Origin of the sequence: Nostoc sp. 'Peltigera membranacea cyanobiont' 232 (assembly GCF_002245985.1) — a bacterium.
Lineage (GTDB): Bacteria > Cyanobacteriota > Cyanobacteriia > Cyanobacteriales > Nostocaceae > Nostoc.
This window is the reverse complement of record NZ_NOLK01000013.1, coordinates 1-12,853: the sequence shown is the minus strand read 5'-3', so window position 1 is coordinate 12,853 and position 12,853 is coordinate 1. Positions and strand designations below refer to the sequence as shown.

Annotated in this window: 8 protein-coding genes and 1 pseudogene; 7 read left to right on the top strand and 2 right to left on the bottom strand. The window is 44.1% G+C overall.

The window, feature by feature from the left end:
- Positions 1-6: 6 nt before the first annotated feature.
- The 6 genes from CDG79_RS06580 (at position 7) to CDG79_RS06555 (ending at position 7,467) form a co-directional block, all read left to right on the top strand.
- Positions 7-1,863, top strand: coding sequence for a ScyA-related TPP-binding enzyme (locus CDG79_RS06580; RefSeq protein ID WP_094341486.1), 1,857 nt, complete (start codon positions 7-9; stop codon positions 1,861-1,863).
- Between the two features lie 194 nt (positions 1,864-2,057).
- A complete protein-coding gene (locus CDG79_RS06575; protein ID WP_094341427.1) occupies positions 2,058-3,203 on the top strand; it encodes a 3-oxoacyl-ACP synthase III family protein in 1,146 nt (381 codons plus the stop codon).
- A 57-nt stretch (positions 3,204-3,260) separates the two neighbouring features.
- The gene (locus CDG79_RS06570; RefSeq protein WP_189524904.1) at positions 3,261-3,938 is read left to right on the top strand and encodes a PEP-CTERM sorting domain-containing protein; all 678 of its coding nucleotides are present in this window, start codon (positions 3,261-3,263) and stop codon (positions 3,936-3,938) included.
- A gap of 210 nt (positions 3,939-4,148) precedes the next feature.
- Complete coding sequence (locus CDG79_RS06565) at positions 4,149-4,787, top strand: PEP-CTERM sorting domain-containing protein (RefSeq protein WP_094341425.1); 639 nt, start codon at positions 4,149-4,151, stop codon at positions 4,785-4,787.
- A gap of 284 nt (positions 4,788-5,071) precedes the next feature.
- Positions 5,072-6,805, top strand: coding sequence for a multicopper oxidase family protein (locus tag CDG79_RS06560; RefSeq protein WP_094341424.1), 1,734 nt, complete (start codon positions 5,072-5,074; stop codon positions 6,803-6,805).
- An 83-nt stretch (positions 6,806-6,888) separates the two neighbouring features.
- On the top strand, positions 6,889-7,467 hold the full coding sequence (locus CDG79_RS06555) for a hypothetical protein (RefSeq protein WP_094341423.1): 579 nt from the start codon (positions 6,889-6,891) through the stop codon (positions 7,465-7,467).
- 161 nt (positions 7,468-7,628) lie between these two features.
- Here the strand turns inward: CDG79_RS06555 and CDG79_RS06550 are convergent.
- Both CDG79_RS06550 and CDG79_RS06545 read right to left on the bottom strand, forming a co-directional pair.
- A pseudogene (locus CDG79_RS06550) lies at positions 7,629-7,760 on the bottom strand (cupin domain-containing protein); the annotation flags it as partial.
- The gene (locus CDG79_RS06545; protein WP_094341422.1) at positions 7,757-10,672 is read right to left on the bottom strand and encodes a glycerol-3-phosphate acyltransferase; all 2,916 of its coding nucleotides are present in this window, start codon (positions 10,670-10,672) and stop codon (positions 7,757-7,759) included. The gene CDG79_RS06545 and the pseudogene CDG79_RS06550, both read right to left, overlap by 4 nt.
- A 638-nt stretch (positions 10,673-11,310) precedes the next feature.
- Here CDG79_RS06545 and gatA point away from each other — a divergent pair.
- Positions 11,311-12,771 (top strand): Asp-tRNA(Asn)/Glu-tRNA(Gln) amidotransferase subunit GatA, encoded by a 1,461-nt coding sequence (gene gatA, locus CDG79_RS06540; RefSeq protein WP_094341421.1) that lies wholly within the window; start codon positions 11,311-11,313, stop codon positions 12,769-12,771.
- Positions 12,772-12,853: the final 82 nt, after the last annotated feature.

Below are 12,853 nucleotides of genomic sequence, written 5' to 3'. Positions count from 1 at the left end.
GCAATTGTGAATATTAAATCTATCAACAAAAATACTCATGCTTCTCAAGCTTTGGGAACAAAAACTCACATTTCATCTAATCAAATTTCATTTGAAACTTCAACTGGCTCTTCCATTTTCTCCCCTGCATTGCTAAATGAAAAATCTCCAGAGTCAGAATTAACTCAACCTACGGTTGCACAGGCTTTAGTCGAAATTCTAGAAAATTTGGGAGTTAACTATGCATTTGGAGTTTCTGGAGGCGGTATTGGGCCATTATGGGCAACATTAAACCGCAGCAGCATCCAATTACTTCACTTTCGCCATGAATCAGGAGCAGCTTTTGCCGCTACCGAGGCTTATTTTGCCAGCGATCGCCCCGTCGTGGTATTTACTACTACAGGCCCTGGAATCACTAACGCTCTAACTGGGCTTTTTGCGGCCAGAGGGGAAGGAGCAAAGGTAATTTTCTTGTCGGCTGCAACCTCAACTGGAAATCGCGGTCGGGGAGCTTGTCAAGAAACTAGCGCCCACACAATGCCCTTCTCAGGAATTTTTACTTCAGGCCCGCTATTCAATTACGCAACCATATTAGAGTCTGGGGATCAACTGCCAGAAATTTCTCGCAGACTTGCCCAAGGTTTAGCACAACTAGGGAGCTTTGTAGCTCATATTAGTGTTCCCACTCCAATCCAGACAACACCATTAAAAGTACAGTTACCTCAGCCAGTATTTTCTCAATCTGTACCAACAGCTAGTGAAGAAGCGATCGCTGAATGTGTAAAGTTGTTATCAGAAGAATCCTTTGCCATCTGGGTTGGCTTCGGGGCGCGACATGCCGCAGAAGAAATCCACCAGTTGGCACAAAAAACTGGGGCGGCGGTGATGACATCACCTCGCGCCAAAGGCATTTTTCCAGAACATCATCCCCAGTTTATCGGTGTCACAGGCTTTAGTGGGCATCTATCTGTCCTGACATATATGCAGGAGCAACGACCGCAACGCATACTAGTATTGGGAACGCGTCTTGGTGAGCCTACTTCATTTTGGAGTCCGGTAATGATTCCAAGTAATGGATTCATTCATGTTGATATCGATCCACAAGTTCCAGGAGTAGCTTATCCATCAGTGGAAACTCTCGCTGTCCATTCAGAAATCAAAGCATTCCTCAGAGGTATATTAAAACACTTTCCAGAACGTCTTAATTGGTTTCCCACTTCCTCATTACCGCGTCCTGAAGTCTACACAAATACTCCGCGCACCAATGGCTTAGTGCGACCCGAAGTACTGATGGATGCAATTCAACGGCTGATAGTGGAGGGCAGCGATGCCTCAGTCTTAGCTGAAGCGGGTAACTCCTTTGCTTGGGCAACTCACTTGCTGCGATTTAAGCAACCAGGTCGTTACCGGATTAGTACTGGTTTTGGCTCTATGGGTCATGCTACCACCGGGGTAGTTGGTACGGCATTAGGGCGAAAAGGTAAAGCTGTGGCGATTGTTGGCGACGGAGCAATGCTGATGAACAACGAAGTCAGCACAGCAGTGAAATTTGAAATTCCATCTGTCTGGATTATCCTCAACGATGGACGTTACAATATGTGCGCCCAAGGAATGGCATTACAAGGGTTAAGTGGCAATATTCCAATAGATACGGAGATACCGAGTACTGATTTTGCCGCGATCGCTAGAGCTATGGGAGCCGATGGCATCTGTGTTAATACTGAATCTGACTTAGAAGCAGTTTTAGAAAAAGCACTTTCCTCTACTGTTCCATTCATTGTTGATGTGAAGATTGACCCAACGCGACCTGCACCGATTGGAGGTCGCATCCAAAGTTTGATTAAGCAAGGAGCTATAGAAGCCAAAACGGTTATTGGTCATTAGTCATTGGTCATTGGTCATTAGTACCAATGATTAATAACTATATATTGTTTCCAAATCATACAAGGTATATCATAGCCCCCTCATCGCTTGCGGGGAGGGGTTCTTTTACCTCACTCAACTGAGAATCGCTATAGCATCAGTATTTTCCACCTTCATCGTGTAACACCAAAAACAAAATCAAAAGGATATTTGTCATGACAACATTAGAACCAGTAGGTATTCGTGCAGTTTCAGTTAACTTTCCTAGCATCATTCGTACAAACAATTACTACAGAGAGAATTTTCCCCAGATGGTTGCTGAGGCTGAACAAAAAACTCTAGCAAAACTGTTTGTACCCGACCAAGCCACAGTCACCAGTGATGACGATATCTGGTCACAAGAGGTAACACCATATATGTCAGACCCCTTCCGTGGTACTGTCGAACGAAGGGTGTTAGCTCCCGATGAGACTTCGCTCTCACTAGAGTATCGCGCCGCTCTGGATGCCCTCGAAGCTGCAAAGCTATCTCCTGAAGATATCGATCTCACGATCGTTACTTCACTATTTCCAGAGCAAATCACACCTGGTAACGCTGCTTTTCTCGCTGGGAAACTGGGACTACAAGGTGCGGCGTGGAATATAGAATCAACTTGCACTTCAGCTTTAGTCTCGCTTCAGACGGCCTGTTCTCTAGTGCAAACGGGACAGTATCGCAATGTGTTAGTGGTCGTCTCAACTACTTACTCGCGCTATACCGATGAAAATGATACTCTCGCGTTTTTATCAGGCGACGGTGCTGGAGCCTTTGTAGTTGGTAAGCTAAAAGCAAACCAAGGTATTCTCGGCACCAAAATTGCCAATACTGCTGCTACCTGTGGTGCTTTCTATAATGAATTCACCACCGATGAGCATGGCAATGTCAAAATGTTCATCCGAGGTGGCAAGGGTGCAAGTAAGATGTTTAACGAGACGACAGTAAAGTTTATTCGTCTATGTTGCCACGGTGCGATCGCAGATGCTGGACTTACCTTAGATCGAATCAACTTTTTTGTTTTTAATACACCCAGCGCTTGGTATTCAAGAGTTTGCACCCGCGCTCTAGGTATTGAACCAGAACGTACAATCAACATCAATCCCCTATATGCCAATATTGGGCCAACCTTTCCCGTTGCTAATCTCTACCACGCCGCCCACGCAGGCAAAATTTGTGAAAACGATCTAGTTCTCGTCTACACAATGGGTTCGTCATCTAATGCTGGTGGCTGTGTGATGCGCTGGGGTGATGTCGCGCTAGGCCCTGCTCCGGCTCCCTCTGTCAGCCTTTCTCAACAAGAGGATAGAATTCTGATTCGTCAGTAGTATTCTGTCAAGTTTAAATTCATGGGTAAGCAAGTTCGTAATTGCGAGAGAACTAAAATGACCTTGTTGAATAAATTCTCAATATCTTCTGCTATCAGTGTTGCAGTATTTTTAGTGTTAGGGACAGTTGGTACAAATCCAGCCCAAGCTGCACTTTTTAAATTTACTTTCGAGGGTGAAGGAGCAAATGGTTACTTTATTTATGATGACTCAGCTAATAAGATAGAACCTCTTGGAGCTAACTTTCCTCTTGCTGAGTATGATGGCTCAGTGGAAAAGTATTCTGTTAATGCGGGGGGTATTCTGGCTCAGGGAATAAAGGGGTTACAGCAAGATATACATGATGAAGCCAGAAATATTGTTTATCTTGGACGTGCCGGTAATTTGGGTTACGACGATACCGTTGATGACTTTATTCTTTACGTTCCCCCGGCTGCTCGTGGACAGCAATACGGTTTATCAATTCGCTTTACTTACCCAGAGGGAACCTTTTCAGATTCTGTTGCCCTACGAACCGGCGTACCTGACACCGCTAGACTCAGAGTCTACCCATACTGGGACTTTCCTAATACAACGGGAGACTACACGTTTGAAGGAACTGTTAAAACAAAAATCGAAAAGATTCCTGAACCGGAATCAGTGTCTGCATTACTGGGAGTGAGTGCTTGGTTTCTCTTTCGTCGTCAGCGCCGACAATTATTATCTGCAAGGATTAATTCTAGCGAACCAATTTAGTATATTTAGGTCTTTCTTTTTCTGTTAGTTTATTTGGTTTTTACTCATGAAGTTCAGGTGGTTTATTAAGTTCTTAATATTTCAGCTTTTCTAGAACTGGATTTATGAAATGGCAGGAACTTATTAACGCTAATATTTTTACCTGTAAGACTTTTTTGGGTAGTTTCAGAAACTAACTTTGGCAATCAATCTTTTTTATAGGTGATAAAAATGGCTCTCTTGAATAAATTATTGCTTCCTGCTATTTCAAGTGCCGCAGCATTACTCGTGTCAGTAACATTAAACATAGATACTGCTCAAGCAGCATTGTATAAATTCAGCTTCGAGGGTGAGGGAGTGAACGGTTACTTTACTTACGATGACACTACCATAGGGTTTGCGAATTCACCGAACGCTACCGGATATTTTGAAGGGGGATATGATTATAAATTTGACTTGGAGGAGAAGGGAGTTTTTCAAGGAACGGTTGGCAATCCGATTGTTTTTTTACCGCGTCTTGAAGATGGTATTACAGCACCTGAAACCGATGATTTCCTTTGGGAAGTACTCGCTTCTCAACGTCAGCCAGCGTCTGAGTTTGCTTTCGTGAACTATTTTCATTACCCAAAAGGTTCATTCGGGGGATCTACCGCTATCCGAACAACAGTCCCAAGTACTGCAATTCTTGATGTCTATCCAAATGTAGATTTTCCTAATTCAATAGGCAATCTGCTGTATACAGGAACTGTCCAAACCCGAATCGAGAAGGTTCCTGAATCTGGATTGTTGCCTGCATTGTTGGGAGTAGGCACTTGGTTTATCTTCCGTCGTCGTCAGCGTCAAGGAAAACTACTTGATATAGATATGTAGAAAAGATGCTGGTTTAGTTAACTTTTAGCCCTGTCTTGATTACCTTTCTCTCATCATCTTAGGTCAAACCTAAAATCGAACACAAACAATCATATTTTGTCTGGAAACAAATTGCGATCGCTAATCAACCTATAGCACCATGAGCCGAGATTTCTTCTCGTGCGATAAATATTGAACCCAAAGCGTAGGGTGCAAAGGACACAAAGAAATCAGAGTTTCCAAGAGTTCTTGCGTAAGTCTAAGTCCTTGTAAACTCAACGCTAATTTTTACAACACAATCAGAAATGTTAACCAGAAAGCAATTTCTCACCATGAGTGCAGGTTTAGGAGCAGGAATTTTGCTCCCCGAACTACTAAAAGCAAAGAGAACCTATGCAGCTTCGCCCTCACTTTCAAAGTTTACGGAGTCTCTGCCCATTTCATACCCTATTTCACCGCCTACGACCTTAGATATTGCGCCAGGGATACACTCATTCCACAGCAGCTTAGGGTCTTTTACCACCTGGGGTTACGGCGGATTGCCTTATCTTGGCCCCACTTTCGAGGTTACAAGGGGAACGCCCGTTAGGATTAGGGCATTCAACAAACTCGGTACTCATCCATTAGCTGGGTCAGTCGATACGAGCTTGCATGGTGTCAACGCGTCCGACATAACTAACCCCCGGACAATCATCCACTTACATGGCAGCAATACCGAACCTGATAGCGACGGTTATCCAGAAGATACATATCTGCCTGGACAGAGCAATGTGTACAACTACAATAACAATCAAGAAGCAGGGACACTCTGGTATCATGACCATTCCCTTGGCATGACTGCCTTGAACCTGCAAGTCGGGTTAGCTGGGATGTATCTGATTAGGGATGACGACGATCCCATCGGTGGCAATGGCCCTCTTGGTATTCCTGCCGGAGCGCCTTATGAAGTGCCGTTGATACTGCAAGATCATTCGTTCAATTCCGATGGTTCAATGTCCTTCCCAGCTAAATGGGATCATGAATTTTACGGTGATGTTGCTATCGTCAACGGTAAGGCTTGGCCAAACCTGAATGTTGACCGAACTTTGTACCGCTTCCGAATTGTCAACGCCTCAAACTCCCGATTTTTTAGACTTAAACTGTCGTCAAATCAGCAACTAATTCAAATTGGCAGTGATGGAGGATTCCTAAACGCTCCAGTATATTTGTCTAAGCTACTGCTGGGGCCTGGTGAACGAGCTGACGTACTGATCGATTTTTCTAAAAGCCTGCCAGGAGAGAAGATTGTACTGCAAAATGACGCTGCTGCACCGTATCCCAAGGGTTTGGCTACGGTCATTGACCAGGGTTACTTTAAAATGCCAGAAATCATGCAGTTTACGGTGAATCAGGGCGCTGCCGTTCCTAAAGTTATTCCCATACGGCTACGAGTAAATAATCCATTAATAACAAAGATTGCCACTACACCAGTGAAAGAGCGCAACCTGGTTCTAACAGATATTTTGAACTCTAACTTTCAGGTGTTAGCGATGATGCTCAACGCAGTTTACTGGCATGAAGCAGCCAACCACCCAGAATTGAGGGAGCGACCACAAGTAGACACAGTAGAGCAGTGGAACTTCATTAATCTACAGCCATTCGCCCACACAATGCACCTGCATCTCGTACCATTTCAGATTCTTAACCGACAATCAATCAATGATACTGCGTATTCGGCAGCATATAGGGCTACTGGGCCGCGTAAAGTACTCATGCACAACGCACCTGGTGGGGATACAGTGCCTTATAATTACCCACCACTCGACCCTACCCCTTATTTAAAAGGTTTAGCAAAACCGCCAGCAGCGAACGAAGCTGGTTGGAAGGATACTGTAGTAGTCAATCCTTTTGAGGTTGTTCGTCTGATAGTTCCCTTCGGTGCTAAAGCCACAGCAAACTTACCTTTTGGCAATTCATTCACTGGACGCTTCGTGTGGCACTGTCACATGCTTAATCACGAGGATAACGACATGATGCTACCCTTTGACGTGCTTCCGTAGCCCTAGCTCTTACCAGCAGCTATTACTGTGTCTATGCGGTTTCTTTATTGTTAATAGTGGTTTGAAATCAAAGGGAAAATGGAATGAATTTTGACAAAAAATTCGCAGTTACCATCACTGGTACAGTCTGCCTTTTAACAACTATGATGGCTCCTGTTTCGGCCGCCATTTTTAATTTTTCCTACTCTGGTACGAGTGTACTTGACCCAAATGACATTGTTATAGCTAAAGGAACATTAACAACTAGCCCTTATGATTCAGCTACAAATAGTTATGAGATTATAGATATTACTGGCACAAGAAATGGCAACCCAATAGAGTCTTTGTTATCTCCTGGATCGTTTCTTGACAATGACAATTTCTTATTGGCTAATTCTCCGGCATTGGATGAATTTGGATTTGCTTACACCGCAGGAGGAGTGTCATATAATCTGTTTTACACTTATGACTACATCGAAATAGGTGAGCAAGGTTACTACACAGGTTATCCCCTCAGTTCTTTTTCTATAACACCTGTGCCTGAGTCTTCCTTAATGTTAGGCATAGTAAGTATAACTGTTTTAGTGACTATCAACAAAATAAACAGTAGGTTTGCTCATTTTAAAAACTCGATAATCCCAATTCGGGCATTGCTAATTAATGCTCTTTTATTACTTTTATGAGAGGATATAGGACTCCTATTTGATTTTTGAATAAGATACTGTATTTTTGCGATCGCCTACGGCGGGTGCTTGCACCATCGCATGAAGGCGGGCACTTCGTGTCATCGCTCAGTCTGAGTAATAGTTATTATTTCATCTTTTGTTGTTGCGATCGCTCAACTGGGAGCAAAACGCCCTTGAGAAAAGTTAGTCAGGTGAGGCAAATCGCCGAAGCGTAGCATCACCTTTTTCTTGATTTCGGCATTGTGAGAGACGGATTCTTCTGGCAAGTCTTTCAGAGAATTGGTAATCATTCTGGTCTTAAATCGTTAGATAATTCCACAATACCCCTAGACCCATCAATCCTTACTCGTTGACCATCTTGCAAAAGCCATGTAGCACCCCGAACATCCATCACAGCAGGAATACCATATTCACGAGCCACGATCGCACCGTGAGAAAGCCGTCCGCCAACCTCGGCAATTAATCCTCCAGCCCTTAATAGCAAAGGGGCCCAGCCAGAATCGGTGTAAGGCACTACTAGAATTGTATCTCGGTCTATCTCCGGCACGTCTTGTAAATTTCGCAACACTTTCACCCTACCTTCGGCTTGCCCGTGACTGGCTCCAATACCTTGTAAAATTTGGTCAGAGTACAGCGCAGAAGGAGCTAAGGGGTGAGGAGGTGTATTGCCGTAGACTAAAAGTGGCACTTGAACGATCTCACTATCTTGGACGAATTGCGATCGCCTGGATTTCACTAACTTATCTAACTCCTCAATTAAGCTAGAATCATCGCCTACAACTAAACGCCGCACTTCATCAAAGTCTAGAAAAAAGATATCTCCTGCGTTCTGGAGTAAGCCGGACTTTAACCAAATCTTCTCTAAAGCGACAAAACTCCAACGCAATTCAGCTAACAGCCGTGAATAAACTTCGGTAACTCGTCCTTTAATATCCACACGCTGTTGCACAAAAGAACGTTTGCGCTTACCAGCAAAGATGCTATTAATTGCGTCTTTAGCGCCTGATTGTGGTTCGTTCCCCTGCATTAACTGCACAAACATCTGCTTAATCATCTGGGGATTCTCCCGCCAAGTGGGAATGGAGATATCAGTTCCCACTTCACTTAAATAGCCGTAATCCTGAAGCAATTCGTCAAATTCTTGGAGGATCTTCTCTCCCTCTGGGGTTTGCTTTAACTGCTCAAATACCTGTTGTGGCTCAAACTCAAGCAATACCTGCTTGGCATCTGTTGCGATTGCACTGAGCGATCGCAATGCCGCTATCTCTGGAGTAACGCTATTATCAATTTGGCCATCCTTCACCCGGAAAATCGCCTGCCGCAGAGCAGCACTTAAGGGAGCTAAAATGCTGTAATATGTCCCGTGGCGTAGCAACTCCAGAATAAAGTCAATTCTGATTAGCAACTTCGCTGGTTCCAAATTATCTACATTTTCTTGTGCCAACTGCGACAACCCAGGAATAAACCGTTGGTGATAATCCCGCTTGAAGTCCTTTTCTAAATTTAATTCCCGCTTCAGCAACTTCCCTAGTCCTGGCAAATTCTCCCAGGTTGACTGCAAGGACGGTCTACTTAATTTAGCTCCTCTAGTTAAAAATTCTAGACTTTCTGGTGGCAATCCCATCCGGATAAAGATATTTCCTAAGAGGGATGCGTTAAAATAGGCTCTGGAGTAATGCAGAGTTGCTGTCTCATTAAAATCTAACCCCAAAGCGCGATCGCCCAAAACTAGAGTAAAAAATTCTCCCCAAACTCCACAAGTTAAGGGACGATTAATTGACCATGTTAAGGGGTGAATTACTCCAGGAATCACTTCGGCGGCGATTTTGCGCGTCCAAATTGGTAGTAGAGTGGTGATCGGTCGAGATTGTAACACCCAAAGCGTTTGGCCGTCGTAACTCCATTCAATATCTTGAGGAGTGCCATGATAGCGTTTTTCGAGCCGATGAGCTAAGTATGCAACTTGCTTGATTAATGCTGGTGGAACTCGTCCAGTCCCCTCTAATTGCACAGAGGGAGATTTTTCTGTTTCAACGACAAAAGCGCGATATTGTTCTGGTGTGACTTTTCCTGAAACGATTTGCGTGGGACTACCGGGAAGGGCTTCAATGATGATTGCATCACCTTGCTGAGTAATAGGATCGCGGCTGAAAGCAACGCCAGAATATACACTCTGGACTTGTTGTTGAATCAATACAGCCATTGCTGTATCATTTGAACCGCGATCGCGCCGATATTGCACAGCAGATGGATGATTGTAAGAAGCTTGAACTTGAGCGATCGCTGACTGCAATGCTTCTGGGCTAGTAACATTTAAAACTGTTTCATACTGTCCAGCAGCAGAAGCCTGTTCTGAATCTTCGCCAATGGCAGAGGAACGTACCACCAAGGGGGATAATTCTGATGGTTGGAGAAATTCTGTCAACACTTGAGGATCGTCAATTGGGGCTAGTACCCATCCCTTTGGGACTGGATAACCCCAGCGCTTAATTTGGGATAATGTAGCCGCCTTTTCTCCAACAATGGCAGCATCTAACTCTTCATCTAAAGAAATCATCGCGCGTTGGCGTAGCCCGTCGTAGACATCGCCCCGTAAAAATTCCAACATCGCTTGCGATTCTGTTTGCGCCTCTTTAACTGGTAAATTCATATCATTAGGAATTTTGGTATAAATCCAGCCCATTAAACCAGCTAACGCCATAGCAGCAAGTATTCTAGGGATATCGCTAATGTGCAAAATTGCCACAAACAGAGGAAAGAGAAGCAAAACCCCAAATTTTACTACCTGTTTTGATTGCAGAATTGTAAAGCTAATACCTGCAAAGAAAGATACAAATAGTGCCACAAGTGGATCGTGTACGACAAATCCCCAGACTACATTTGTCGTACCGGCTCCTCTGCCTATCCAGTATCTACCAACTACCAGAGCGATGAGAGCTATCAATTCCCAAAACGATCCCTCTGGGAAGAAAAGGCGGCTGAGGAAAACTGCCGCAATTCCTTTAAAAGCTTCTGACAAGACTGCCAGAATTCCGACAAACTTACCGCAGTGATAAAAGGCAGATGATACACTAATATTTCGTGTACCAACTTGGGATAATTGCTTCCCCGTTAGCGCGTAAGCGATCCATGCAATTAGGGGTAATCCGCCCAAAAGGGGGCAGATAATTAAAAGAACTAAGACACCCCAAGGTTCAAACATTCTGGATTTTGGATTTTAGATTTAAATTTTCCATCTAAAACCTCAAATCTAAAATCTAAAGTTTTTCTGAAATTTTTGATGGTAATTAGGGCGCTTTTATTTATTAGTTACAGAATGGACACATGGCAAAAACGGATTCCGTTTTTGCCAGTGTCCTTCTTAGACTACTAATGGTTTTAGTTTAGCGCATATGCAGCTTGCAGCGCCCAGATGATGAGAGCAGCGATCGATCCCAGAAGCAACACGGTAGAGATAGTGACTACTTTTGGGGAATCTGCACCCTCAAATTTCATAATTCCTCGATTTAAGTCGGACACAGCTTTGTAATCCTCTCTTTTTGGAGCATGAAACATTTGTCCGTTTTGATTGTAGTCCTTCTATTTATAGATGATGTTAAATTCCTAATATTATTTTGTTTAAGCTTGGCAATTTTTCCAACCCCACAATTACTTATTTTTTTAGAGGTATTAGTCTCATTTATCAATGATGGGGACTGGGGACTGGGTATTGGGGACTAGGGACTGGAAAACAACTCTTACCCCAGTCCCCAATACCCAATACCCAGTCCCCAATACCCAATACCCAATATCGGACAATATGTACTAAAATCAATGACTTGAGTCACAAAGAGAGCAATCATGGCATCCATCCGCGAGTTGCACCAACAGCTGGTTAAGAAAGAACGTTCTGCCGTTGAAATTACCCAAGAAGCTTTAGAGCGCATTCAAGCGTTAGAGCCGAAACTGCACAGCTTTTTATGTGTTACCGCAGAACGGGCATTAGAGCAGGCCAGTGCTGTGGATGCCAAAATTGCAGCCGGAGAAGAAATCGGGCTGCTAGCAGGCATTCCGGTTGGGATTAAGGACAATATGTGTACCAAGGGGATTCCTACTACCTGCGCCTCTCGAATTTTGGAAAATTTTGTGCCGCCTTACGAATCAACGGCGACGCAAAAACTGGCAGATGCTGGGGCGGTGATGGTAGGCAAAACCAACTTAGATGAGTTTGCGATGGGTAGTTCCACAGAAAACTCTGCTTACCAAGTCACGGCTAATCCTTGGGATTTATCACGAGTTCCAGGTGGTTCTTCGGGCGGTTCTGCGGCGGCGGTGTCGTCTGAAGAATGTGTAGTTGCTCTCGGTTCTGATACTGGTGGTTCGATTCGCCAACCTGCGTCTTTCTGCGGTGTTGTGGGGATGAAACCAACTTATGGTTTGGTTTCGCGTTATGGTTTGGTGGCTTACGCTTCGTCTTTGGATCAAATTGGGCCATTTGCAAATACTGTGGAAGATGCGGCAATATTATTAAATGCGATCGCAGGTCACGATCCCAAAGACTCTACCAGCCTGAAAGTTGCCATTCCCAACTACGCCGCCAGCTTCAAGCCAGACTTCAAACCCAGAGGTCAACTAAGAATTGGCATTATTAAAGAAACTTTTGGTGAAGGTTTAGACTCTGTAGTGGAACAAGCTGTTACCAAAGCAGTAGATGTATTACAAGCTTTGGGAGCGGAGATTCATATAGTTTCCTGTCCGCGCTTTCGTTATGGCTTACCCACTTACTACATCATCGCCCCATCTGAAGCGTCAGCAAACTTGGCTCGTTACGATGGCGTTAAATATGGCTACCGCGCTCCTGATGCCGATAATCTGCTATCGATGTACACCCGTACCCGTGCTGCTGGTTTTGGTACAGAAGTCAAACGCCGAATTATGATTGGTACTTACGCACTTTCGGCTGGCTATTACGATGCTTATTATCTGAAAGCGCAAAAAGTCCGCACCCTAATTAAGCAAGACTTTGAAAAGGCTTTTGGGGTGGTTGATGTGTTAGTTTGTCCCACATCTCCCACAACCGCATTTAAAGCAGGGGAAAAAACTACTGACCCCTTGAGTATGTATTTAACTGACTTGATGACTATTCCTGTGAATCTTGCTGGTTTACCTAGTTTAAGTTTGCCATGCGGTTTTGACGATCGAGGTCTACCAATAGGATTACAGCTAATTGGCAATGTATTGCGAGAAGACCAACTGTTTCAGGTAGCCTACGCTTATGAGCAATCTACTACTTGGCATCTGCGTAAACCACAAATATCTTGAAATTGGGAATTGGGAATTGGGAATTGGGAATTGAGCAATGATAATCAATCAATAGTTCTTCAGCCCTTCTTCCCCTGCTCCC